24 protein-coding genes and 1 other annotated feature are annotated in these 23,736 nt (G+C 44.0%); of the genes, 6 read left to right on the forward strand and 18 right to left on the reverse strand.

Features of this window, described 5'->3' with window-relative positions; all coding sequences use genetic code 11:
- Positions 1 to 64: 64 nt before the first annotated feature.
- Both ABE28_RS19830 and ABE28_RS19835 read right to left on the reverse strand, forming a co-directional pair.
- Positions 65 to 328 (reverse strand): hypothetical protein, encoded by a 264-nt coding sequence (locus tag ABE28_RS19830; protein ID WP_257390640.1) that lies wholly within the window; start codon positions 326 to 328, stop codon positions 65 to 67.
- Positions 329 to 444: 116 nt separating this feature from the next.
- Positions 445 to 2,247 (reverse strand): hypothetical protein, encoded by a 1,803-nt coding sequence (locus ABE28_RS19835; protein WP_064464580.1) that lies wholly within the window; start codon positions 2,245 to 2,247, stop codon positions 445 to 447.
- Between the two features lie 158 nt (positions 2,248 to 2,405).
- Between ABE28_RS19835 and ABE28_RS19840 the strand changes: the two genes are divergently transcribed.
- Complete coding sequence (locus ABE28_RS19840; protein WP_064464579.1) at positions 2,406 to 3,791, forward strand: hypothetical protein; 1,386 nt, start codon at positions 2,406 to 2,408, stop codon at positions 3,789 to 3,791.
- 714 nt (positions 3,792 to 4,505) lie between these two features.
- Here the strand turns inward: ABE28_RS19840 and ABE28_RS19850 are convergent.
- The 5 genes from ABE28_RS19850 to ABE28_RS25505 form a co-directional block, all read right to left on the reverse strand.
- Positions 4,506 to 5,471: a quinone oxidoreductase family protein gene (locus tag ABE28_RS19850; protein ID WP_064464636.1), complete on the reverse strand. Its 966-nt coding sequence runs from the start codon at positions 5,469 to 5,471 to the stop codon at positions 4,506 to 4,508.
- 109 nt (positions 5,472 to 5,580) lie between these two features.
- Complete coding sequence (locus tag ABE28_RS19855) at positions 5,581 to 6,684, reverse strand: Ger(x)C family spore germination protein (protein ID WP_257390830.1); 1,104 nt, start codon at positions 6,682 to 6,684, stop codon at positions 5,581 to 5,583.
- 15 nt (positions 6,685 to 6,699) lie between these two features.
- Positions 6,700 to 8,172, reverse strand: a complete 1,473-nt coding sequence (locus tag ABE28_RS19860) for a spore germination protein (protein ID WP_064464573.1) — start codon at positions 8,170 to 8,172, stop codon at positions 6,700 to 6,702.
- An 11-nt stretch (positions 8,173 to 8,183) separates the two neighbouring features.
- On the reverse strand, positions 8,184 to 9,245 hold the full coding sequence (locus ABE28_RS19865; protein ID WP_064464571.1) for a GerAB/ArcD/ProY family transporter: 1,062 nt from the start codon (positions 9,243 to 9,245) through the stop codon (positions 8,184 to 8,186).
- Between the two features lie 142 nt (positions 9,246 to 9,387).
- Complete coding sequence (locus tag ABE28_RS25505) at positions 9,388 to 9,534, reverse strand: hypothetical protein (protein WP_167353416.1); 147 nt, start codon at positions 9,532 to 9,534, stop codon at positions 9,388 to 9,390.
- Positions 9,535 to 9,704: 170 nt separating this feature from the next.
- On the opposite strand from ABE28_RS25505, the gene ABE28_RS19870 reads away from it, so the two are divergent.
- Entirely contained in the window at positions 9,705 to 10,232 is a 528-nt protein-coding gene (locus ABE28_RS19870) for a GNAT family N-acetyltransferase (RefSeq protein ID WP_064464569.1), read from the forward strand.
- A gap of 75 nt (positions 10,233 to 10,307) precedes the next feature.
- Here ABE28_RS19870 and ABE28_RS19875 read toward each other — a convergent pair whose 3' ends face one another.
- Both ABE28_RS19875 and ABE28_RS19880 read right to left on the reverse strand, forming a co-directional pair.
- Positions 10,308 to 11,138, reverse strand: a complete 831-nt coding sequence (locus tag ABE28_RS19875; protein ID WP_180320018.1) for an STAS domain-containing protein — start codon at positions 11,136 to 11,138, stop codon at positions 10,308 to 10,310.
- Between the two features lie 100 nt (positions 11,139 to 11,238).
- Positions 11,239 to 11,676, reverse strand: a complete 438-nt coding sequence (locus ABE28_RS19880; protein ID WP_064464632.1) for an Lrp/AsnC family transcriptional regulator — start codon at positions 11,674 to 11,676, stop codon at positions 11,239 to 11,241.
- A gap of 151 nt (positions 11,677 to 11,827) precedes the next feature.
- Between ABE28_RS19880 and ABE28_RS19885 the strand changes: the two genes are divergently transcribed.
- Positions 11,828 to 12,412 carry a DJ-1/PfpI family protein gene (locus tag ABE28_RS19885; RefSeq protein ID WP_064464567.1) on the forward strand — a complete coding sequence of 195 codons (585 nt, stop codon included), beginning with the start codon at positions 11,828 to 11,830 and terminating at the stop codon, positions 12,410 to 12,412.
- 103 nt (positions 12,413 to 12,515) lie between these two features.
- Here ABE28_RS19885 and ABE28_RS25270 read toward each other — a convergent pair whose 3' ends face one another.
- A complete protein-coding gene (locus tag ABE28_RS25270) occupies positions 12,516 to 12,686 on the reverse strand; it encodes a hypothetical protein (RefSeq protein WP_156775851.1) in 171 nt (56 codons plus the stop codon).
- Positions 12,687 to 12,967: 281 nt separating this feature from the next.
- On the opposite strand from ABE28_RS25270, the gene ABE28_RS19890 reads away from it, so the two are divergent.
- Positions 12,968 to 13,390 (forward strand): DUF1641 domain-containing protein, encoded by a 423-nt coding sequence (locus tag ABE28_RS19890; protein ID WP_069191719.1) that lies wholly within the window; start codon positions 12,968 to 12,970, stop codon positions 13,388 to 13,390.
- 31 nt (positions 13,391 to 13,421) lie between these two features.
- The gene (locus tag ABE28_RS19895) at positions 13,422 to 14,603 is read left to right on the forward strand and encodes an NAD(P)/FAD-dependent oxidoreductase (RefSeq protein WP_064462789.1); all 1,182 of its coding nucleotides are present in this window, start codon (positions 13,422 to 13,424) and stop codon (positions 14,601 to 14,603) included.
- A gap of 103 nt (positions 14,604 to 14,706) precedes the next feature.
- On the opposite strand, the gene ABE28_RS19900 is transcribed toward ABE28_RS19895, so the two are convergent.
- The 4 genes from ABE28_RS19900 to ABE28_RS19915 all read right to left on the reverse strand — a co-directional run bounded on the left by ABE28_RS19900 (position 14,707) and on the right by ABE28_RS19915 (position 18,754).
- The gene (locus ABE28_RS19900; RefSeq protein WP_064462788.1) at positions 14,707 to 15,078 is read right to left on the reverse strand and encodes an SIS domain-containing protein; all 372 of its coding nucleotides are present in this window, start codon (positions 15,076 to 15,078) and stop codon (positions 14,707 to 14,709) included.
- Between the two features lie 81 nt (positions 15,079 to 15,159).
- Positions 15,160 to 16,839, reverse strand: coding sequence for an arginine--tRNA ligase (gene argS / locus ABE28_RS19905; RefSeq protein ID WP_373921299.1), 1,680 nt, complete (start codon positions 16,837 to 16,839; stop codon positions 15,160 to 15,162).
- A gap of 33 nt (positions 16,840 to 16,872) precedes the next feature.
- Positions 16,873 to 17,090: a binding site (T-box leader), on the reverse strand.
- Between the two features lie 51 nt (positions 17,091 to 17,141).
- A complete protein-coding gene (locus ABE28_RS19910; RefSeq protein WP_064462786.1) occupies positions 17,142 to 17,642 on the reverse strand; it encodes a response regulator in 501 nt (166 codons plus the stop codon).
- Between the two features lie 80 nt (positions 17,643 to 17,722).
- The gene (locus tag ABE28_RS19915; protein ID WP_064462785.1) at positions 17,723 to 18,754 is read right to left on the reverse strand and encodes a Delta(5) desaturase DesA; all 1,032 of its coding nucleotides are present in this window, start codon (positions 18,752 to 18,754) and stop codon (positions 17,723 to 17,725) included.
- 443 nt (positions 18,755 to 19,197) lie between these two features.
- Here ABE28_RS19915 and ABE28_RS19920 point away from each other — a divergent pair, with 443 nt between their 5' ends.
- Positions 19,198 to 20,685, forward strand: a complete 1,488-nt coding sequence (locus ABE28_RS19920; protein WP_064462784.1) for a LysM peptidoglycan-binding domain-containing protein — start codon at positions 19,198 to 19,200, stop codon at positions 20,683 to 20,685.
- A gap of 23 nt (positions 20,686 to 20,708) precedes the next feature.
- On the opposite strand, the gene ABE28_RS19925 is transcribed toward ABE28_RS19920, so the two are convergent.
- From ABE28_RS19925 to ABE28_RS19940, 4 genes are all read right to left on the reverse strand, one after another.
- Complete coding sequence (locus tag ABE28_RS19925; RefSeq protein WP_064462783.1) at positions 20,709 to 21,605, reverse strand: DMT family transporter; 897 nt, start codon at positions 21,603 to 21,605, stop codon at positions 20,709 to 20,711.
- 197 nt (positions 21,606 to 21,802) lie between these two features.
- Complete coding sequence (locus ABE28_RS19930; RefSeq protein ID WP_064462782.1) at positions 21,803 to 22,006, reverse strand: zinc ribbon domain-containing protein; 204 nt, start codon at positions 22,004 to 22,006, stop codon at positions 21,803 to 21,805.
- A 39-nt stretch (positions 22,007 to 22,045) separates the two neighbouring features.
- Positions 22,046 to 22,444, reverse strand: a complete 399-nt coding sequence (locus ABE28_RS19935) for a DUF2500 domain-containing protein (RefSeq protein ID WP_064462781.1) — start codon at positions 22,442 to 22,444, stop codon at positions 22,046 to 22,048.
- 282 nt (positions 22,445 to 22,726) lie between these two features.
- Positions 22,727 to 23,683, reverse strand: coding sequence for a ketopantoate reductase family protein (locus ABE28_RS19940; RefSeq protein WP_064462780.1), 957 nt, complete (start codon positions 23,681 to 23,683; stop codon positions 22,727 to 22,729).
- Positions 23,684 to 23,736: the final 53 nt, after the last annotated feature.

The following is a 23,736-nucleotide window of genomic DNA, read 5'->3' on the forward strand; positions in this document are numbered from 1 at the left end:
TCAAGAATAAGAGCAGCCATAGCCATTTCCTTCTAAACTAATGACACCTGTTATACTTGAACAATTAAAAATATAACGAATATGAAAACAAAAAAAGTAAAACTAAAGTTACAATGACTCTAATCGCAGTCCATTTTTTACTGATTCCCGCCTTTTTTTCTAAGTGGCCGATATAGCTGATCGTTAAAACAAAGCCCAAAAATATAATGATGTATCCGGTATAATCACCTTTGGCATTATATCTCAATGCAGCTAAAGCAATGAGCATGGGCCCAATAGTCCCCAAAGTCATATTAAAATACAGAGCTTGTTTATTTTCCTTCAACATTCCCACTCCCTCCAATGATATGATCCGCTCCACGCTATTTCCGTCCAGGTAAATGAAAAGGATTAAGCCCGGTGCCATCCCGGGCTTAATCCTTAGAAAGCGGCGTAGCTAGACCTTTATTTCTTTGGCAGGTCGAGGTTCGTGAATTGATCGACTGGAACGATATCTTCATCCATATCGAGCACCTTCAGGACAACCCGGTCTCCTTCTTTCGTCAAGACGATATCAGAGAGTGCGTTGACGCCAGGGTCGACCGAGAATCTTTTCCCCTGTCCTTCGACGATCAAGTAATAGATGTAGCCATTTGCGAGATTGGCATCGTTGATCCTCGTTACCTTACCCTTGATTTCTTTCATCTCGAATCCTTTTTGCGGAGTGACCCCACTGACCTTGCCTAAAGAGGCAATCAGTTTTTTATAGTTCCGGAAAGCTTCATCCTTCGTTTTTCCGAAGACCACTTGGGGGTTATCGCTATTGGCATAAACGATGGCGACACCTTGGAACTTACTGCCCTTCGTTACCGGAATGACATATGTAGGTGCACCGTATATCGTATAGAAAATACCATTGGTGGCCTTCCAGCCTGGATATTTGGACAGATACTCACTCGCATTGGCGTTGGATTTCGCTTCCTTTCCAGTCAGAACCGAGGTGACTCCCTTGTAGTAGGTCATCTCGCCGGTCTTTGCGTTGAAAACACCATAGCCTACAAGGGTTTTTGAATTCCCTTTTGATTTGGCCCTCGTGAAGTCGACGACATAAATCAATTCGCCCTTTTCATTGAACGTAATTTGCATATGCTCTTCATTGGGTATCAAGACATCCTTCTTCGCCCCGATCAAGGATTGGTTCTTCCAGCCGTGAACATATTTCCCCCAGTACGTCCAATATTCCAACGCCGTTTCCAAGGTGTATGTCCGGTCTACCCATTTCGGTTCTTTTCCTAACGGATAGTATTTCGTGCCGCCCGTTTCCGGATCGACCAATACCACCCCATCCACGACGGAGCCGCTGCGGTATTTCAAATGATGGCCGACAGAGGCTACAAAGAAGGGCTTGCCTGCTTCGTCTGGCTCCAAATAGGAATCATAGATGATTTTATCCGGATATGCCCTCCGGACCGTCCTTTCCAAATCATGTTCAAGGTACTGTGAGGGAGCATAGAGCATTTTCCCTTTTATCGTGCTTGCCCCTTTATCCGTGGAAACCGCGGAAACCAAGTTAAACCCTGGCGTGTATTCCGCTTTCCCTGCTTTAAAGAACCCGTCCATTTCAATGGGCGAGGTATACGTCAAGTCACCATTTATATTGGTTAGACGGTAATCGCCTTCAGTGAAGTATGATGCATTTTCTATTTTGTTTATTGCTGCATCCCCTTTTGCATCTGCCATTTTCACTGTTACGAGCGGCATCGTTTTTATATCCTGCACTTCTTCGAGCTCATCTTTTTTATCGACCTTCGCCAAACCATGAAGGTCTCCCGCAACAGTGAGCGGGTAAAACAGCATGATGGCCCAAGCCATGATCAAAATGCCCCCGATCAAACTGTTGAAATGAACATTCCACGGAGTTTTCGGTAATTTATTTCCTTCGTTTTTCCTACGATTACTGCGGTATGTCATAACTTCCCTGACAGTGTATATGTAGATGCTTGAATCAATGATGAGCATGAGCCCGAATATAAGGGCAAAACTCGAAAAGATTGCGGCTGCCGTATGATCCAATAATATAATATCGAACATGAAAAATAATAGGATCGCAGAAAGCAGCCAGCGCATCGCTTGTTCGATGAAAAAGCTCTTATCCTTTTTGGCGATTGCCTGTATCCATCTTTGCGGAATGAACGAAAGCCCCAATATGGCAAAAGGCAATTTCATGAAAATCCCTTTTAAGATGAAGACGAATAGTGAAAGTATCATGGTTTTAAAAATCTCTCCTTATCATATATGTTGCCTTCTACCCATTTTATCACTTTTGTACAACATATTTACTATTTTTATATATCCCGGCATGATGATGCTACTTTTTGTTAAGGAAGATTTATATAAAAGGCGGATGACAAAGGGGGCGAAATCTTATGATTTATGAGGAAACCTATCAGTACCTATTAAGACATGTATCTTCGACTGAGTTCGATACGTGCTTGTACGCCTTGCTTCATAGTGATTGGGATGGGGTGATTCAAAGCCCGCTGCATAGTATGGCACGCGGTGTCGGGACAACGGAAAAGTACTTAAGGCAGATCATCAGGAAATTGACCTCCCCTCACGGATCTGTTCAAAAGGTGTTCGTACCAGTTGATCAAGATGGGGAACTTCTATATAAGTTCAATCTGGGACCTGCGAGTATTCTCGGTTTTTATAGTAAGTCTGACCGTTATTGCAAGAAGTATCGTTTCTTTTATAGTGATGCTTTCAAGGGCTTAAGCATACATGGAAAACGGCTGCTGCTGATGGCTGCTTTCCGTATGTCCGTCTTGAGGTCGGAGGAGGTATTGTTCGATTATAGCGAAATCGTTCCTGATGGCCGCTCACTTTTTACCCGAAAGCGCTTATTGGGTGCAATCGATGCAGTCCATGAGGCCTTGGGGCATTTAGTGACGATTACGTTTGCAAGCCGGGCGTTTTCAAAAAAAGAAGTTCTTGTGATCACATTCAAAGAAGGCATTTTGACGCAGTATATGGAAAATCGGGCGGAACGGACTTTGCTGCGAAAAACGATTTTCAACTCTGGCTTCCTTGGTCATATCAGTGATTCGGTTTGCATGGAGTTGGAACGAGTCGGCAAATATATTTACCGCTCCTTTCTGCAGCAAGCGGCATCTTCAAATATTTCCACCGATATCCGAGAGGAGCTGTTAAAGCTAGCGCGATTCGTCTATACGCATTCTCTAAGGAAGCTCGCCCATGCCCTCCCTGCCAATAAGCAGCTACTGCTGGCACCAAAACAAGCATCTGCCTATTTAAGTAAGATCATTTACAACGAAACCTTGGAACAGATGGCCAAATATGCCCACCAGGCAGAGTCAATCAAGAGCTTGCTTGATCGCGAACCATTTCATAGAGAGATTTCTGAAAAAGCTCTCGGCCGCAAGGTGAATGCCCGGGAAGTGACAGAACATATCGAACCCATCCTTCAGAAGCACCACCAAGCAGAATTCATCCGCAGCGTGTTGAACGACTGGTGCGAAAAATGGCTGATATCCCGTGTAAAGAAAGTGCCCGAAGAAGGAAGAAAGGTGACAAACGAGGATAAGCAGACCGCTTCCGATTATATGACAAGCATTAGAAACGATACATATGGCGAGTTGGACAAGCTAATGGCCACCATTCGCAAGTACGGCAGTCATGCCATTGCGCCGGCCGACCGAAATGCGACACTCGCAAATAAAAAGGCATCCCTTCAAGCTTTTTTCGCAATACAAAAAGATCGTCTCGCTCCTCTTCCCCTCACTTCTTGCTAACATACGCAATCTGCTTTGGGCAATTTGCAGCGATAATTTTGTTTTTCGTCGATATAATTCCAGGTTCGCCGATATATTGCTGTTTTCGCAGATATAATTCCAGTTTTCGGAGTTATATTGCCGTTTTCGCAGATATAATTCCAGGTTCGGCGATATTTTGCCGGTTTTCGTCGATATAATTCCCGTTTCGCCGATATATGGCCGGTTTTCGTAGATATAATTCTATTTTCGTCGATATATTGCCGTTTTCGCAGATATAATTCCCGGTTCGGCGATATATTGCGTTTTTCGTCGATATAATTTCCGTTTCGCCGATATTTTGCCTTTTTCGTTGATTGATTTTTATTTCCGATTGAATGGGTCCAGGTGAAGCTTAAGAGATGATACCATTGTCTCTTTTTTTTGTTTTTTTGGGGGGATGTGAATTGCGGCCGCCCTCCGTGAATGGCAGGAGAGCACTTGTGGATTGGGGATGGTTCACTGCGGTTGGTGCAAATGGCTTGTGGATTGTAAAGCTTGGGCTGGAGCTGTCCAGGAGAGCGGGCCTCAACACGTGTCGTGGCAACGGATTTGATAATCGGTTTATCCATGGGTCTAAAGAAAGGGTCTATACAAACGATCTAAAAAGGGTTCTGATCATCAGTATGAATAAGGGGATGAAGGATACAAAAAAAGAAAGGAGGCCACCATCAAAAATGGTTAGCCTTCTTTCCTTTATGGTTTCAATAAGATTTTCCCGGTACTTTTCCGGCTTTCCAGCAGTCGATGTGCATCCGCCCCTTGTTCCAAGGAGAAAAGCGTCGGTTCATCGATGAGGATTTTACCGGATATGATCCATTCGAACAACTCCGCCGTTCTTCTTTTCCGTTCGTCATGGGTTGTCAATACATTCCAAAGGTCGCCTCCTATTAAGGCTTTGGAGGTGTCCATCAGCATTCTCGGGTCGATTTTCTCGGGATCACCGCCTGCCATTCCAAAGAATACGACGGTTCCTCCGGTCTTCGTCGCCTCGAAACTATTCATCAACGTTTGACCGACAGATTCGTAAACGACATCTACGCCCCTGCCATCGGTTGCTTCCTTAATGGAATCCACCCAGTCCGAGCCGTACAGGAATACATGATCCGCACCCGCTTTTTTGGCGACAGCCGCTTTTTCTTCCGATGAAGTCAAGCCAATGACCTGTCCGCCCTTCATTCTGATCATTTGCGTCAATAATTGGCCGACCCCGCCTGCAGCAGCATGAACCAAAACGGTTTCTCCCTTTTTAACCGGATGGCTGTCGTCCGTTAAATATTGGGCAGTCAATCCTTGAAGCAGAACAGCCGCTGCCGTTTCAAAGGAGATGCCGTCTGGCAGCGGCAGCACCTTGTCAGCTGTAACGGAGACGAGCTCTGCATTGGCATGGGGAGCATCAGCAAACCCGACACGATCGCCAACCTTCACATGCTGAACATCCTCCCCGACATATTCGATGACACCTGCGCCTTCATACCCTAAAATAAAAGGAGGCTCGCCAACCAAATGGTAATTCCCTTTTCTTCTATATACATCGGCGAAATTCAAGCCGATCGCTTTCATTCGGACGATCACTGTCGATTTGGAACGTTTTGGCTCCTCGATGTCCCTCACGGAAAGAACTTCCGGTCCGCCAAATCCGTCAAAAACAAGTGCTTTCATCATCTATCTCCCTCCTAAGGTTCTACATTCTTTAAGATATAGGAATCACCCATTAATGGCAAGAAGGATGAAAGTGAACTCTTCTTTTCCCCTGACATGCTCGTCGTTTTCACTTTTTATAGTTCCTTGTATGTTCCACTATAATATTCACGTCGATCTTATCAATGGATTCAAGCGAGAGTTCTTTAAGCTCGTGTATATCCCAATTATCGTTACTGAAGCGATACGCCTTTTCAGCTAAATTAAAGGGATCCGCATTCATCTCAAGTCCCTTCTTGAACGTATCGTTCACCTCCGCTTTCACTCGATTTTCCAGGATTTTTTTTATTTCCTCCACAGGTACATGGCGATAATTTTCTTCAATGGTCACCGGCACGTCCAGCGTAATCCGGTATCTAGGAAAGGGGCCTTTTATGACATCTATCCGGGAACGTGGGCGTACTATTTGTACAGCCACCTTTTTAGTATCCGAAGATAGGTAAAGATTCTTTACATCATGATTGAGCCAAGCCAGCCCCTTAAGGTCATCCCCCTTCACCCAGCCTGTTAGTTTTTTATCGGATAAAAAATAACCGCCATCCAGCTTCACGATCTTCTTTGCATCATTGCCTTCTTTCCAAGTTTCATTATCTATCTGCAAGGTAGGGACCAGAATCGAGCTAACCGGCTCCCGATACCTTTGAATCAGATTTTGATAGGTAATGATGGGGATGAACGAGTTATTCCTGAATACTTCTTCAGGATTGAACACGAGAGTATGGATTGGGGATTTATTAAAAAAACCATTCACAGTCATTGCTTGCTGCAGGTTTTCCTTCACACTGTATACCCAGGTGTTATACCTTATCAATTCCGTACGTCCTGCATAATCCAAAAATTCACCCAGATGATTTTCCATAAAGGATGGGGTGAAGTAAAGCGAATTGATTTGCCCGAAATACACCGGAATAAAAGAGGATTTCTGAATGTCATCAAATGCTTCATCAATGGTCTCACCCGTCCCTTTCCCTAACAATACGGGAGATGCCTCAGGCAAAAGCGCGTTCCCCTCTTGTTTGGCAATGCCCGAAAAATTTAAAGATTGAAAATAAATATGGTATTTTCCTTTTTGAAAATCAAATCCGAGCGCTGTAATATACACTTGGTTTTGAATCTCTTTCATCCCCCAGCATCCTGATAACGGCACTGAAAATAGACAAATTATAATCAGCATTTTTTTCACTGGAATCTACTCCTTTTTCCGATCGGGATCCATTGGGGAATAAGCTTCGTTCCGGGTCTTCATGTATTTGTATGGAATTTTTATAATACTTTTCAGCACATCGCCTGTATTCAGCTTATAAAACGACGCCAAATATGGATGACCAAAGCTCTCCAAACCGGCGAGAGCAATAAAAATGAAAAACACACCAAGGAAGAATCCATACAGTCCCATAATGGAGGATATCCCCAATATGAAAAATCGAATGAGCAGAACATTTCCCGCTAAATTCTGGTTGACTAAAGTATAACCAGAAATAACGGTAATGGCCCCGATCACGAGAGTGGAAGGAGATGTCAAGCCAGCCCGAATCGCTGCATCCCCTATGATCAGCCCCCCTAATACGGCGACGGTTTGTCCCACTGCTTTAGGCAGTCGGACCCCCGCTTCTTTGAATAATTCAAAGAAAACAAGCATGATGAATAATTCCAAAGGGCCAGCGATGGGCAGTCCATTCCTTGAGACGGAAACGGTAGCCATCAGCGGAAATGGCAGTTGATCCAATTGATAAGAGGTTAGACCTGTCCAGAAACCAGGTAAAAAAATGGTCGTGACGAAAGCCAGTATCCGCAGTACCCTTTCAGCGCTCACATACAAAAAACTCACTTGATTATCCTCAGGCGTTTTCAAGAGATGAGTCATGTTGACCGGTCCGAGTAAACAGCTTGGGCTTCCATCGACCATTATCGCGAATCTTCCTTGATTAAGCGATTCTACGACATAATCGGGTCTACCTGAATAATCGACCAAGGGAAATATGGAGAAAGGTTGGTCATATAAAAGCTCTTCAATTTGATAGCTGCTTGTAACTGTATCGATTTGCAGGGAGCTTAGCTTCAGTTGGATGTTCCGTAAAACATCCGGGTTGATTACGTCCTCCATATAAAGGAGATTCACATTCGTATTGCTTCTAGTCCCCAAAGTGTAGCTTTGATTCGCTAACGCCGTCGTCTTCAATCGTTGACGAATAAGGGCTATATTCACCTCACTGTTTTCTATGAAACCATCTCGCGGTCCTCGTATGGATACTTCCATATTCGACTCATCAATGGATCTTTGAGGCATTTTCGCAACGTTAATGGAAAGCATTTGGGACGTTTGACAGTCAAAAAGAAGCAAATTACCTGAAAACAAAGCCAATGAAAGCTCCTCCTGAACCCGGGGAGATGGCTTGATTTCCTCGATGGCGAGTAAGTGATCGAGAGTTTCCACCCCAATCGTTTTCCCTTTTTTTATAAGTCGATCCACGGCCGGTAAGACTGTATCATAAATTAACATGCTGTCTACCATTCCACTAGTGTAAACCAATAAAACTTCCTGCCTATCCATATCCTCATGATTAAAAACCTTGCTGCTTACACGAACATCGGAATGGGCTTGAAAAAGCTGATATAATCCTTCTTTTGTCAATAATGCATGATGGTCATGTGCCTTAGCCATATTAATTGGATTCACCTACTTTTAAGTTTTACTAGAAGGAATGTCATGAGGAGGGATGCAATTAAAACTGCACATACAGCTGGATAATAAATCCGATATAAGAAGGAAACGAACTTGTCGGATTGCCAATTAACGAGCTCGCCGATGACCATGACGCCATATATGATGGTTAAAGACCACTTTTTCTTTGTGAATCCCAATAATTCGTTCGTCAAGAACATGAGCAAACTGACACGAACCAAAGCACCGGCAAACCATTGGAAAATCGAGAAGAAATCCACACGTGTAATATATTTACCGATCGTTAACAGTTTCCATTCTTCATAGGCTGGATTATTCATCAGTGCCGCTTCTACAGGTCCAAACTCAGCGATCGCTGCAGTCAGGGGGCCAAGTGCTAGTATAAATAAGAAAGAGCTGGTCAGAATCAATCCTTTCAATGTAAAGGAATGTTTGGAGTACCCTTGAAGAAGGAGAAGATACAAGATTTCACCAAATGCTGCACACACATAGATCATTCCTTTTAGAGACGGTTCGAACCCCTGCTCGAATAGGGGGAATAATAGGGTGTAATCCTTCTTCGGTACATTGCTGATGCCGATAAAGACGCCGAATAAGCAAACGATAAAGAAAAGAAACGGACCTAGGATGGCGATTGTTTTGATTCCTTTAACGGATGCATAATAACTAATAAGTAAAAAAGATAACACAATTACCAAATTGGGCACCTCGGAGGCATAATTATCCTTTGCCCAAAATAATGTATATTTCATGGTGACAAATGCTTCAGAAAACATGATCATTCCCAAACATACTGCTAAAATTTTCACGAATGGCGGAGAATAGTGATTCCGTAAAAAGGACAATAACGACTCTCGTCCAAGTGCGCGGGACATATAAAAAATCATCAATCCCATAATTATGATGGGGATAATGCTAAATAGGACACTTATCCAAGCGTCCCTCCCGGCTGCCGTTAAAATATTCGGCAAGATCAATACATGTACCATGAAGCCTGTTGAAATGATTGTCAGTAAATAGACATGAATGGATTTAAGGTTTACGTTTTTCATAAGCATCCTCAAGAACAAGAGTTTTTATATATTTTGCGTATTTATTAGGATTCTATTCTTCAAATGTTCTCCTGAAACGTGCGAGGAAAGAAAAATACCGCCCTGCCTGATGATAGGCTTAAGCGGTAAAAAGATGATCCAATCAATCGGTATTGTTGCCGGGTCCGTTCTTTCGTTTATTCGCCGTATATTCCTTGCCATGTGCTTCCTGTTCAGCAATGATGCCTTCTTCTGGAATGTGGTTATTTTTCTTCGGTGAATTGATACGGTTACGATGTTTTTTTCCCATGCTGCAGCTCCCCTTCATCCAACTTTTGATTCTTGGTCTATCTTGGACGTGCTACCGTTAGCTTGTCCGATAAACATCAAAAATACCTCTATAATAGGCACTTCATAATAAAGGAAAACCGTTCGCCAAAACCGAATATGTTACCAGGGCTACATTATGGGGGGGATTCTATGTTTCCGGTTTTGAACACTGGAAGGTTACGGTTAAGGGAAATTCATGCGGGCGACGCGGAGGCTCTTTTCCGGCTCTTATCAAATGATGAAGTGACTCGTTTTTATGGTCAGGATTCATTGCTCGATATCCAGGAGGCGAAGGATATCGTGGCTGCTTTTGCAAGGGGCTACCGTGAAAACCGATCGATCCGTTGGGGGATTGAGCGCAGTGATACGCAGGTTTTGATCGGCACGATCGGCTTCCATGCCTATAGCCCGAAATACAGGCGGGCTGAAATCGGGTACGAAATCGATCCAGCACATTGGCGCATGGGATTTGCCTCGGAAGCGCTTAGGGAAATAGTGGCTTACGGGTTCAATAATCTCGGTTTGACGCGGATCGGTGCGGTCGTTTTTCTCGAAAATCAGCCATCAAGCGATTTATTGGTAAAGCATGGCTTCATCCAGGAAGGCATTTTAAGGAGTTATATTTACCAAAATGGCATACCTCATGATACATATGTCTATTCGTTATTGAATTCATGAGTCCCCTTGCGCCGCTGGGGGCTTTTTTGATTATAAAAAAAGCCACCAACACAGGGCGGCTTGAAGCCTTCGGATTTAGTTCATTACAAGATCGTCCTTCAATGCTTGCTGCAGCGTCAGCTTTGTCTCTGCCTTTTTTTCAAAATCCACCCCTGAACGAATCATTTTCATGACCACCCCGGGACGCAATCCAGTCACAACGGCTTTACAGCCCATCAAGGCAGTTCCATCGAGAATATTCAATAACCGGTTCATGATCTCAGCCTCCATCTCGATAATACCGGACAAGTCCACGATTAAGGTCTGTAGCCTTAAATCACTAATTTCCATCAGGACTTTTTCCTCGATTATTTGGATACGCGAATCATCGATTGTCCCGATTAACGGAAGGACACAGGTGGCGGCCGTAACAGGAATGATCGGGACCGATAAGTTTTCCACCAAGCGTTGCTGTGCCAGGATCAATTTGTCTTTATAATCGGAATAACTGATGAAAAAGGATTTAAGGAAAACATCCACCTTTTCATTCACTTTCTTTTCCAACTCAAAAAAAGTGAGGGAATCGCTTATATGATCTTTTGTTTGCTCGTACTTATAAAAAAAGGTCCAAAGCGTCCTCCGGATGGCCTGAATCCAATCCAGCTTGAATGAAAGCGCCAAGGAGTGGGTTGCCCACGTTTCCCCTTCTTGTTCTGCAAAGGTAATCATATCCGCTTCATTCTGCTCCACGATGTAGCGAATCAGCTTATGGGCATTATTCAAAAGGTCAACATTCCCCACCAGCAAGATTTCTTCGATTTTCTCTCTGACATTTACCGCTTCTGATAAAAGATAGTCCTCAAAATCACTTTTGTTCTGTTGAAGGAATTCCATTATTTCTTCTTCCTCGTAAACAAAACTCACGATTTCCCACTCCCTTTTGCTGTAACGTTCAGATGTGATTTTTGTTACTATTTCCATTCTCTATCAATGAAGTCATTTCCTGCCCCTTGTGTGCATTCTATCTTCAGGTCATATTTGCTCTCGCGGAAAAAATATCCTTTAAAGTCGATGAAAAAATCAAATGTGTTGACGATTTCCCATATTTAATCGCCTGATCGATAAACTCCTCCAGCGTTTCCATGGAATATGTACTGATTTTAACCAAATAACTATATTGACCGGCCAACCGATGACATTCCAGAACATCCGGATGCCCCCGGCAAAAATCATGAAAATCCTTACATCGATCCGTTTCAAACAAAACGAATGCGGTAATGATTCTATCAAGCTTTTCAAGGGCTATTTCCGTTTTATACCCCTTAATGACGCCACTTTCCTCCAATTTATTCACTCGCTCTTTAGTGGCTGGGGCAGTTAAGGAAACCTCCTTGGCCAAATCCTTCATGGACATGCGCCCATTAGATTCGAGTAAGGAAAGTATTTTTTTATCCGTTCGATCCAATTCGATCACCATCACTTTTCATTATTATATGTAATTGTCCAAATACATTATAAAATAAAGAAAATGGGAATGAATACATAATTATTGATATGTAATCAAGACTTTACTTTTTATATAATAAATACAAAACATTCATATGGGGGATGCTGCTATGAAAAAAGTATTGCTGCTGTTATCTAACGGGTTCGAAGCGGTTGAAGCGAGTGTGTTCACGGATGTATTGGGCTGGAATAAATTAGAGGGTGACGGCTCCACCGATTTGGTTACCGTAGGTCTTCATGAGCAATTAGCATGCACTTGGAATTTCATCGTGAAGCCCGAATTCACCATCGATCAAGTGAACCTTGATGACTTCGATGCTTTAGCCATACCAGGAGGGTTTGAGGAAGCCGGCTTCTACGATGATGCCTATGATCAAAGGTTTCTTGAGGTGATTAAAGATTTTCATGATAAAAAGAAAATCATCGCAACGATTTGTGTCGGGGCCCTTCCATTAGGAAAAAGCGGGATCTTGAAAGGACGGAAAGCGACTACCTACAACCATGCAACCAGTATAAGACAGACCCAGCTCAAGGATTTTGGGGCGCTTGTCGTCAATGAACCGATTGTCGTCACAGACAACATCATAACCTCCTATAACCCTTCCACAGCTTTCGGTGTGGCCTTCACGCTTTTGGAAATGCTCACCTCCAAAGAAAACTGTAACCATGTGAAGGAACTGATGGGCTTCCATTAAGGGTATCTTATCCAAACAAGGCTCTGGATCGTCCAGAACCTTGTTTGGATAAACGTCGTTTAGATTGCATCTGCCTTAGATGTTTCCAAACTTACAAGCACATTTATTCCTCCATACTTTCCCCCATCCCTTCCTCTAGGTTTTTGAGGTACTCGTCAGAAATTCCGTTCATGCCTTCCATGACTTGTGCTTTCGTATATTCCATACTGCCAACCAATTTATTACGCTTATTATCTTCAGTCTCTTCAGTAAGCTTGGATTTTGGATCGGTCACATTTTTCACCTCCATCGTTTAGGATGGCTTTTCCAGGAGGAAATATGCAGGAGGCGCGAGACGACAGTTGCGATCTAAAAGGATTTAACCTTTTAAATACACGGGAAAAGATTTTATTATGGAGATTTTTTAAAAAATGCTGTTTTCAGCGAGCGAAAGGGATATACTATAGGATAGCTTTTATTACATTTTTAAAAGTATTGTGATTAACACTTTGTGTAATATTTTACAAGTTTTTCTAACCAAATCAACAAAATGCTTATTGCAAAGGAGAATTGGATATGTCAGAAACGATTACCCAATCACAGTCTGAACAATTAAATGCACGTCAAGATGTACTGGATCAGTTATTAAAGCCTGAGGTTCAGGAATCCCTCACTACTTTAGTCAATCAGCTTCCAAAACTGACTGAGTTAGTGAATATTTTAACAAAGTCGTATGATTTCGCCCAATCGGTGGCAACGGATGATGTCCTGAAAAACGATACCGTCAGTGCCATTTCGGAAATCGCGACACCTGTGGTCGATTCCGTGAAAGGTCTTGCGGCTACTGCAATCGAAGCGAAGGATCGTGCAGAAGCGAATCATGATGTAATCGGTCTTTTTGGACTGTTAAGAATGATGAAGGACCCGGAGGCACAAAAGCTTTTCCGTTTTGCACAAGCATTCCTTGAAGTTTCATCAGAACGTAAAAACCTAAAATAAAACTTTCAATCAGTAAGGACGGGGATTATCTATGTCAAAACAAATCGTCATCTTAGGTGCAGGATACGCTGGGTTGCTATCTGCGTTGTCCGTACGTGAATATTACACGAAAGATCAAGTGCAGGTTACCGTGGTGAACCAATTTCCAACACACCAAATCATCACGGAATTGCACCGTCTTGCCGGCGGTTCCATTTCCGAGCAAGCTGTTTCGATTCCTTTGGAAAAGCTTTTCAAAGGAAAAGATATCGACCTTGCCATTGCCAAAGTGGAGTCTTTCTCCGTCGATAAAAAAGAAGTGAAGCTTTCCAACGGTTCCACTTTATCTTACGATGCCCTTGTTGTCGCTTTAGGAAGCCAAACTGGATTCTTCGGCATTCCAGGACTGGAAGAAAACAGCATGGTCTTGAAATCGGTGAAAGATGCGAACCAAATTTACAAGCATATCGAAGATCGCATTCGTGAATATGCCCAAACGAAAAATGAAGCCGATGCCACCATCGTCATCGGGGGCGGCGGCTTGACTGGCGTCGAACTGATTGGTGAAATCGTCGATCATTTCCCTAAAATCGCCAAAAAATTCGGCGTCGACTACAAGGATTTGAAAATCAAGCTTGTCGAAGCTGGTCCAAAAATCCTTCCTGTATTGCCTGATCACCTAATCGACCGGGCCATGACAAGCTTGCAAGCGCGAGGCGTCGAATTCTTGACAAGCCTTCCTGTTACGGGTGTAAAAGGCAACCAAATCGAATTGAAGGACGGCCAAACGATCACAGCCAATACGCTTGTTTGGACAGGCGGGGTTGCGGCTCTTCCTATCGTAGGCGAATCAGGCCTTGAAGTGGATCGCGGCAAAGCAGCGGTTAATGAATACCTGCAATCGACATCACATAACGACGTATTCGTTGTCGGTGACAGCGCCCTTGCTTTCCCTCCAGAAGGCGGACGTCCATACGCGCCAACGGCACAAAACGCATGGCAAATGGGTGAGCTTGTCGGCTATAACCTATATGCAGCGTTCGAAGGCAAAAAGCTTGAAGTATTCACGCCTGTAAACTCAGGCACACTTGCGAGCCTTGGCCGTAAGGATGCCGTGGCAACCGTCGGAGCTAACAACACAGCCCTGAAAGGCCTGCCAGCCACTTTGATGAAGGAAGCAAGTAATATCCGCTACCTATCACACATCAAAGCACTATATAGCTTGGCGTATTAATTTAATACTGCCGCACTGCCCTTTATTCCCGTTTTTGGGGATGAGGGGTTTTTTTCGTTTCCCAACAAGAAGGACGGGCCCTCATTAATGACCCGTCCGATCTTCACTCCATATTACTATGCTTGGCATAGGCCAGCTCGTGGCTTATGGACTCATTCCTTGAATAGTCCAGGCATACGGCATCACATAAAACATGCACGCATTGATCGAACAAGGAGCTTAGCGGCTGGACGCTTTTCGTTTCATGACTCAAGCGGTTTTTCGTTGCAGCCGGGATCACCAACACCTCATGGGAAACACGAGCTAACTCGGATTGATCATTTGTCGTGATGGCGAACACCGTGCAGCCGATCTCCCTGCCTTTCGCGGCTGCTGAAATCACGCTTTTCGTCGAACCGCTCCCGCTGATGGCTATGATCAGGTCGCCTTTTGCAATCGAAGGCGTAATCGTCTCACCGACGACATATACACCCAAGCCACATCCAAGATATTGTCGCCGTACATAAAAAGGAGCCCTGTTGAAATTTATTCAACCGGCTCCTTCCAATGCCATGCATTACATTTGATTCGGCGCTGAAATCCCCAATAACCGCAGCGCATCCTTCAAGACGATGGCTACGCAACAGGCGAAGGAGAGCTTCATCTGCTTCCACTGATCATCGGCCAACACCTTCGTATGGGCATAATATTTATTGAATGCACGTGCCAGCTGCAAGCTGAATTTAGCGACTTGTGATGGATCGGCCTGTTCAAAGGATTTTTGGACGATGGCCGGGAATTGCTCAAGCAGCTGGATGACGGGCCAAGCATATTCACCTAAGGCCTCGAACTGGATGTCCCGCTCCTTATATTGCCCCTTTTCCAGCAATGATGATATTCTGGCATGGGTGTATTGCACATATGGGCCCGTTTCGCCCTCGAAATTCATCATTTGGTCCAACGAAAAGTCGATATCATTCATGCGATTATTCTTTAGATCATTAAAGATCACCGCTCCGACACCTACCTGCCTCGCAACCAGCTCCTTCTGTTCAAGCGCTTGGTTTTTTTCATCAATATTTCGCTGCGCCGTTTCGATGGCCTCTGCCAATACATCTGCAAGCAGCACGACCTTCCCTTTTCGTGTCGACATTTTCTTGCCGTCCTTCAGCATCATGCCAAAGGCCACATGCTGCAAGTCCTTTGACCAATCATATCCCATCTTCCCGATCACCTGGAAGAGCTGTTTAAAGTGCAGGGATTGTTCGTTGCCGACGACATAAAAGATTTTCTTCGGCCCATACTGCTTTTCACGATACAGTGCTGCGGCTAAATCACGTGTGGCATAAAGCGTCGCCCCGTCCGTCTTCGTAATCAAACAAGGGGGCATATCCTCCAGCTCGACGACAAATGCGCCCTCCGATTGGGTGAGCAAGCCTTTTTCCTTTAGCTCCCAGACGACAGCATCCATTTTGTCATTGTAAAAGGCTTCGCCCGCAAAGGAATCAAAACGAATGCCCAATAACTCATAAATCGCAGCGAACTCCTTAAGCGAAGCCTCCCTGAACCACTTCCAGAGGGAGAGCGCCTCCTCATCACCATCTTCAAGCGACTTGAAGCTTGCGCGTGCTTGTTCATTCAACGATTCATCCGTTTCTGCAACATCATGGAACTTTACATAAATCTTCAGTAATTCTTCAATCGGGGACGCTTCGATCGCCGCTTTGTCTCCCCAGAGCTTATAGGCAACGATCAATTTGCCGAATTGTGTGCCCCAATCTCCCAAATGATTGATCCGTTCGACTTGATAGCCGTTCTTTTCAGCTATGTTAGCCAATGCATTGCCGATGACGGTCGAGCGCAAGTGGCCCATCGAAAACGGCTTCGCGATATTCGGCGAGGAAAAATCGATCACGACATTCTCCTCTACAGGCTTTGTCGAACCATACTGTTCCTTATCACGCAATATCGCTTGCAGCACATTATCCGTCACCCGTTGCTGATTGACGAAGATATTGACATACCCCGACACTGCATTCACTTCTTGGATCATCCCATCGCTTAGCTTTGCAGCTAGCTCATAAGCGATCACCTGTGGCGATTTTTTCAGTTTTTTGGCAAGCGTGAAGCATGGAAAAGCAATATCCCCTAATTCCGCAAACTTAGGCTTTTCGATTAATTTTTCAATTTCATTTACCGTCAGTTCATCGTTCATTGCGTTTGATAGTAAAGCTGCAATAGGTTGATTCATCGTCAATATCCCTCCTAAACAAAAAAGCCCCCGTCTCAAATAAGAGACGAGAGCATAGCTTCCCGTGGTACCACTCTAGTTGCCACATATTGTGACCACTTTCCATTGTTAACGGGGTGACTCCCCGATATTCCCTACTAGACGTTTCAAGAAATTTCTCCAAAGTGCGCTTCATTCATTCTTCCTGCATCAGGCTCCCACCATCCCCGACTCGCTTGCCATTCAAAATGAACTACTCTCTTCATCAACGAATTTTCAATATTATGATTTCATCCATATTACACAATTAAAAAATACGTGTCAACACCTCAGCCGGTCGGTGCCTTCATTTTATCCTTGATCGTGGACAAATAAGTTCTTATGGCCCCAGATGCCGCTTGACCTGCAGGCCTCTCCTGCTCGGAATGATTGTAAGAAGCAGCATCCATGAGCTCAGGGGAGTAAATGCTCATGCCATCCATGATACGGCGGATCGAGCAGGCCAGCTCGTCACTCGGATTATCCTTCAATAAATAACCACTTACATTGGCTTGAAGGGCTCGCTGATAATGCCCATCCCTTCGAAACGTCGTTATGATGATCACCTTGCAAGCAAACGCCTCCAAAGCTTCCGCTGCCTCCAGTCCGCTCATGACCGGCATCTCGATATCCAGGATGCACACATCCGGCCGCAATTGGTGCACAAGGGCAACCGCTTCCTCCCCATTACTGGCCTGGCCGACGATTTCTATATCTTCTTCAAGATTGAGTAGAGAACTAATCGCTTCCAAAAGCATTTCCTGTTTCTCTGCAATCACGATTCGAATCACTTGATGCTCCCTCCTCGATCCGTAAAAAAGACTCCCTCAATCCAAGGATCATGAAGGGAGTCCGGAACCATTTATACATGTCATAATTCCGACTTAACTTGAACGGGCACACTTTTTTTCGTTACATATCTTATGTCCTTAAAGCCAACAAAATTCTTTTTATCTTCATCCCATAAGCGGAACCGAAGCGACTGTAAGCTTGTCGCAAGCGTGATCGTCGGGACATTCTCTAAAGGCTCCGTATTATTATGGGCCATTTCCAGTTTGTAGTTAGGCACCCTAGGACTCAAATGATGAACATGGTGATAGCCGATATTGCCTGTGAGGAACTGCATCAATTTCGGAAGCTTATAAAATGAACTTCCTTCCACTGCTGCCAACACATACTCCCACTCCTCATTTTCTTCAAAATAGGAATCCTCGAATGTGTGCTGGACATAAAACAGCCAAATGCCCACTGAACCAGAAATCATGAAAATCGAACCTTGTACCAAAAGAAACGACTGCCACCCAACCAGCAAGCAAAGCACTGCCACTAAAATGCAGATGATCGCATTCGTCAAATACGTATTCATTTTTTCCTTCCTTCTAGCCCCTTTGCGGTTAAACCTATTCTTCAGAAGGAAAACGTAAATCGGACCCAATCCGAACATGACCAACGGATTGCGGTAAAAACGATAAGCAAAACGAAGCTTTAGCGGCGCTGCCAAATATTCATCCACCGTAAGAGTCCAAATATCGCCAGTCCCCCGCTTATCCAGGTTGCCGCTTGTAGCGTGATGAACCGAATGCTCATGACCCCATTGGTCAAACGGGAACAAAGTCAACACACCCATACATGTCCCCACGATCCTATTCGCACGGCGGCTTTTGAAAAATGAATGATGTGTACAATCATGGAAAATGATGAAAATCCGTGTCAGGAAGCCCGCAGCCAATATCGCCGGGATCAATGTTAACCAATATGATACGGAAAGGCTTATATATGCAAGGTACCATAAAATAAGAAACGGTCCGATCGTATTGATGATCTGCCAGATACTTTCCTTTGTCGTTGATTTCTCAAAAGGAGCAATTTGTTTTCTCAAACTCTTCGTATTTTGTACAGTCATTATTCGATTGCACTTCCTTTTATTTGTCTTACTCTTATTATAAGGAACGGACTGCGACAATATTAGTACCAGGTGTCATGACGAGAAGATGACATATGTCACATGCATATCATGTGAACAATGAGATTGCTCATACCCGCTTTGGCGGGTCGATGTGGAAATTCCAGAGAAGAAATATCGGAGGCTTTTATCTGCGAATTCTGCCTTTTATCTACGATTCTAGTGCTTTTATCTACGAAATTTGCATTTTATCTACGAATTCGGACTTTTATCTGCGATTCCGGCGATTTTATCTACGAATTCTGCTTTTTATCTACGAATTCGCACTTTCCACAATGTACCTCTATTTTATGGAGATTCTCCATAGTAAACTAGTGAAGTTAAAATGATGAACAGCTAAGGAGAATAGAATAATAGTGAAAAAACACGTTGGATGTCTTATTATGTTAAGCCTTCTTTGTATTTGTTTCTTTCCAGCAAGCGGCAAGGCAGCAAGCAATACCTTGTACGTAGGCTCGGTTAAAGCGGATAATACAAAGGTTTATAGTTCTCCTGCTCTCGGTTCCACTGTACTGAAGACTTTGAAAAAGGGTGAGGCTTTTCCCGTCATTTCCACTGTCGCCGGTGATTCTTCGAAGCCGATTGTGCATACAGTGAAAACCGGAAACACCTTATGGAAAGTCGCCAATCAATATGGTGTGTCAATCGGTGATATACAGAAAGAAAACAAATTGAATTCGACCGATATCATAGTGGGCCAAAAATTGAAGATCCCGCAAAAATATAAGATACATACCGTTGTATCAGGTGATACATTGTGGAAAATCTCGAATAAATACGAGGTAGCCGCAGCTGACTTGTCCAAATTGAACAACTTGCGGACTGCTTCCCTTAACGTCGGGCAAAAATTGAAAATTCCCGATTATTACCACCAAGTTCAGTTGCTTGACGGTAAAAAAGGCTGGATCAAGAAGTCGCTCCTCCCAAAAAAAGCGCAAAAGCGTATCGTCATGGGCTGGAAACATAATGGAACACAGGAAAACTACATCAAACAGCTTAAACAGCCACATTTAAATGTAGTATCACCGCGTTCCTATACACTGACCGATTCCGGCAATTTCTTTTCCGCTTCTGTAGATACAAAATACGTTCAATCCGCACATAAACAAGGAAAACAAGTTTGGCAGCTGATTGGCAATAAATTCGACCCAACTTTAACTGGTTCAATACTTGGCAATGAAAAAAAACGTCAGAAACTAGTTTCAGCTTTACGCGATTCACTAGTTGAAACGAAAAGTGATGGAATCAATGTGGATTTTGAAAACATCGATCCCAAAAATAAGAAGGACTTCGTACGTTTCATAAGCGAATTGAAAAAGGCGCTAAAACCTCATGGAATCATCTTATCCGTGGATGTCACCCGAGAAAACGAAGACCCTTTCTGGTCAAAAAGCCTCGACAGGAAAGAACTTGGCAAAATCGCAGACTATATCATCATCATGGGGTATGACGAACATTGGGGCGGAAGCCCAGTGGCTGGCTCCGTTTCCTCGTTACCTTGGATCACTGAAGGAACCAAGCTCTTAATGAAGGACGTACCTGCCCATAAAATCATTTTGGCGGTACCATTTTATACGCGGGAATGGGTAACCGATTTATCGACCAAAAAAGTGACAAGCCATGACCGCACCATGACTGAGGTCAACCGGATCGTTTCGGCCCACAAGCTTAAAAAGGTTTGGGATAAAAACACCTCACAAAATTACGTCGAGTATACATCCAAAGGAGAAAAGCACCAAATTTGGATGGAAGATAAAAAATCACTGGGGCTTCGTCTTGACCTCGTTAAAAAAAATCATCTAGGCGGAGTAGCCGCTTGGTACATTGGATCAGAAACTCCCGACATTTGGGATGTCTATCATTTTAATTAACAAATGAATAGACAAAGAAGGCCTCACATGGTGTGGGGCCTTTTCTGCATGATCTCATTTTCAGTCGGTCTCGTTGTCCTGAGTGAATAGATCATCCCAAGAAAAATCAATGAAATGCCCAAGATTTGAACCATATCCGGGACAAACCCCGAAAGCAAAATATCTAAAAGAATGGCAACTGCCGGATCCACAAATATCATGAAGGATACTACGTTTGTTGGCAAATGGCGAATGCTATTGAAAAACAAAAGATAAACGACGCCCGTATGGACGATGCCGGTCAGTACCGTGTAAAACCATTGCGAAGCATGCAGCGTTGTATACACGTGAAAATCAACAAAGGGAAGCAGCAATAAAAAACCGATGAGCATTTGCAGGAACGTGGTCGCATACACACTCGTCTTTGTAATCGACTTTCCTAAAAGCATCGTTGCCGCATAGAAAAATGCCGCAATGATCCCATACATGATTCCTTCCCATTCAGGAGATGACGATTGAAATCCATCCGTCCCCATTATCAATAATGTGCCGATGAAGCATAGGGAAATGGCCAGGATGGAGTATAAAGACAGCTTCTCCCTAAAGATGAAGCTCCCGATGATAAGCACAATGATCGGTGCTAAATGATAGAGCGAAATGGCAATCGTCACGGAAATCAGCTCAAACGATTTAAAGAGGAATATCCAGTTTAACAAGTTGGCCACCGCACAAAAAATGATCAACATTGCCTCTCTAACATCCCACTTCTCCCTTTTGAAATGTCCGGTAGCCATCCAGGCTGCACAGAGGAATACCGCAGCACAGATGCAGCGAACAAAAACCAATTCCAATGCAGGAAGTCCCGTCCGTTCCGAAAAGAAACCGACGGAACCAAAAATCGCCATCGCCACGGACAGCTGAAGAACGGCTATTTTATTCATGTATTCTCTCCTAATCTATTCGTTTAGCTTATGCTATCATTTTTCACCCATACCGTCACGAGTGATGAGATCAGCCCACACGCCTATTCACATAAATTGTGTTAAAGGCCCAGCTTACCTTCTTTTCAAAACAACAAACATGAACAATGAAAGAAGAATCCCCTTTCGGATAAAAGGAGATTCTTCGCTTGCCGTCATCATCCGAAGAATAAATCGAGCAAATTGCTGCCTGCAGAAGATTGCCTATTATAAAACTCCGAATAGCCGCATTGCTTGCAATACACTACCGTGAATTGATTGCTCTGGACATCGAACATTTTTGACAACCCTGTTCCAGTCATGGCTACGTCCTTCTTGGCAGCATCATTGCTGCCGCATTTCATGCATCCTTTTTCAGTCATGATTACACTCTCCCGAATTTTAGTTACGGATCCCCTCGATCATGAGACCCCATGATCCTTCCTGGCAAAACCGAGATACCTTGTTCCTTGGAAGGTTAACGTGCCGCTATCCCCTTCTGCAAGCATCCCAAACTCCTTGCCCGAAAGATGGAATTCGAACCGATCTCCACTCTCAAATTCAAACGTACTGAAATAAGTCGTGGAGCTACCATCCGAAGAAAGATGTTGATCGTTTGTCTGATGTCTCGTCACCTTTGTCCGCTTACTTTTTACAACGGCAGGAACAGTCAAGCGAGGCGAATCCTCATTTTTCTTCCATTGCCGAGCTCCGTTGAATAATTGAAAGATAATGATGATAAAAAAGATAACAAACATAATTCCGATAAGGTCTGGAGCACCGGTGAACACCCAATCCTCACTTCCATCAAAACCGTCCATGAAAACACCTCCCCCTTCCAGATGTTAACATATACGAATGACCTGGAAAAAAGTTTCATCCTGCACGCTTACATATCAAGATAAGCATATTCAGGTGTTACAAGAGAAAATAACCACTTTATCCGCGAATTGGACTTTTCTCAAAGTTTCAACGCGCTTTACTCGCCAATTTTGGGGTTTTACTCGCCAGTTTTGGGGTTTTACTCGCCAATTCCGTCGTTTTACTCGCCAATTTCACGACTTTACTCGCCAATTGGGTTTTCCCTCTAATTTTCAGCGTGTTCACACCATCCGAAAATATGGTTCTAGTGCCGTGAGTCGCGGAAGTTCTATGCCAAGCCTTCTTGCATCGGCCAGTATATCTCTTGGGAAGAGGGCGAACGATTCTTGTGAAATATACGCGGTATCCTCCATCCGTTCCATGATTGCGCCTGCGAGCGTGCCACCGGTAATCACTTTATATACGCCATATCCCATCAATCCTGCAGGAAGGTGCAGCATGACCATGGTACCCAAGCTAGCCCTGCGTCCTTTCGCCCGAATCAATGGAAGCATCTCGCGCATTAACAGCACAGCTGGCTTCACGTGTTTTGGGGACTGATACATCTTTTGATAGCTTCCCATCTTCAAGGCTTGCGCAGCCATGCCGGCATTCATGATGAAATGCTGTAAATACCAGACGTACATGTCTTTTTGCAAGGATACGGAGAAGCCTGCCTGCTGAAACAGATCAACGGCATTTTTGTGTCTTACCACAGAGGAAGCGGCAGCAGCGGATTCCAAATAAATCGATTTCATAAAACCGGCCTCCAATTTATTTTTGCCTCTAAAGCCTCCACCTCCACCTGGAAAGCCCCACAATATTTGCTCTTTGGGCAGCCGCGCCGCTACAGTATCCAGGTCATCCCACACATTATTGAAAATTAAAATCGTGGCATTACCCGCGCGTTCGCTCACTATTTTAGATGCTTCCTCGAACTGCTCGTGGTTTACGCTGAGAAAAATGAGGTCATAGTCGTGATCGGGACTGATTTCCTCACGCATATTAATAAACCATCTCTCCAGGACCTGGTCTCCCTTTCTGTTTTTTCGCCCATCCAGTATATCCAGGTCAACATACGGACCGTATTGGGCAGCCCTTCCCGGCCTCACATAGAAATCGACCTCATTTCCCGCTTTTTCAAGCGCCCATCCGTACTGCGTCGCCATAACGCCTCTGCCAAACATTAAAATTTTCATCCTGTTTTCCCCCTTGAAAGTTTTTTAATTTAATCAACTGTATTTAAAAACTA

It is taken from the genome of Peribacillus muralis, from assembly GCF_001645685.2.
Classification (GTDB): domain Bacteria; phylum Bacillota; class Bacilli; order Bacillales; family DSM-1321; genus Peribacillus; species Peribacillus muralis_A.

Bases quoted from the DNA above. Each gene is read 5' to 3' on its own strand.
- ABE28_RS19830 (WP_257390640.1), bottom strand. From the start codon at position 328: ATGTTGAAGGAAAATAAACAAGCTCTGTATTTTAATATGACTTTGGGG.
- ABE28_RS19835 (WP_064464580.1), bottom strand. From the start codon at position 2,247: ATGATACTTTCACTATTCGTCTTCATCTTAAAAGGGATTTTCATGAAA.
- ABE28_RS19840 (WP_064464579.1), top strand. From the start codon at position 2,406: ATGATTTATGAGGAAACCTATCAGTACCTATTAAGACATGTATCTTCG.
- ABE28_RS19850 (WP_064464636.1), bottom strand. From the start codon at position 5,471: ATGAAAGCACTTGTTTTTGACGGATTTGGCGGACCGGAAGTTCTTTCC.
- ABE28_RS19855 (WP_257390830.1), bottom strand. From the start codon at position 6,684: ATGCTGATTATAATTTGTCTATTTTCAGTGCCGTTATCAGGATGCTGG.
- ABE28_RS19860 (WP_064464573.1), bottom strand. From the start codon at position 8,172: ATGGCTAAGGCACATGACCATCATGCATTATTGACAAAAGAAGGATTA.
- ABE28_RS19865 (WP_064464571.1), bottom strand. From the start codon at position 9,245: ATGAAAAACGTAAACCTTAAATCCATTCATGTCTATTTACTGACAATC.
- ABE28_RS25505 (WP_167353416.1), bottom strand. From the start codon at position 9,534: ATGGGAAAAAAACATCGTAACCGTATCAATTCACCGAAGAAAAATAAC.
- ABE28_RS19870 (WP_064464569.1), top strand. From the start codon at position 9,705: ATGTTTCCGGTTTTGAACACTGGAAGGTTACGGTTAAGGGAAATTCAT.
- ABE28_RS19885 (WP_064464567.1), top strand. From the start codon at position 11,828: ATGAAAAAAGTATTGCTGCTGTTATCTAACGGGTTCGAAGCGGTTGAA.
- ABE28_RS19890 (WP_069191719.1), top strand. From the start codon at position 12,968: ATGTCAGAAACGATTACCCAATCACAGTCTGAACAATTAAATGCACGT.
- ABE28_RS19895 (WP_064462789.1), top strand. From the start codon at position 13,422: ATGTCAAAACAAATCGTCATCTTAGGTGCAGGATACGCTGGGTTGCTA.
- ABE28_RS19915 (WP_064462785.1), bottom strand. From the start codon at position 18,754: ATGACTGTACAAAATACGAAGAGTTTGAGAAAACAAATTGCTCCTTTT.
- ABE28_RS19920 (WP_064462784.1), top strand. From the start codon at position 19,198: ATGTTAAGCCTTCTTTGTATTTGTTTCTTTCCAGCAAGCGGCAAGGCA.
- ABE28_RS19925 (WP_064462783.1), bottom strand. From the start codon at position 21,605: ATGAATAAAATAGCCGTTCTTCAGCTGTCCGTGGCGATGGCGATTTTT.
- ABE28_RS19930 (WP_064462782.1), bottom strand. From the start codon at position 22,006: ATGACTGAAAAAGGATGCATGAAATGCGGCAGCAATGATGCTGCCAAG.
- ABE28_RS19935 (WP_064462781.1), bottom strand. From the start codon at position 22,444: ATGGACGGTTTTGATGGAAGTGAGGATTGGGTGTTCACCGGTGCTCCA.
- ABE28_RS19940 (WP_064462780.1), bottom strand. From the start codon at position 23,683: ATGAAAATTTTAATGTTTGGCAGAGGCGTTATGGCGACGCAGTACGGA.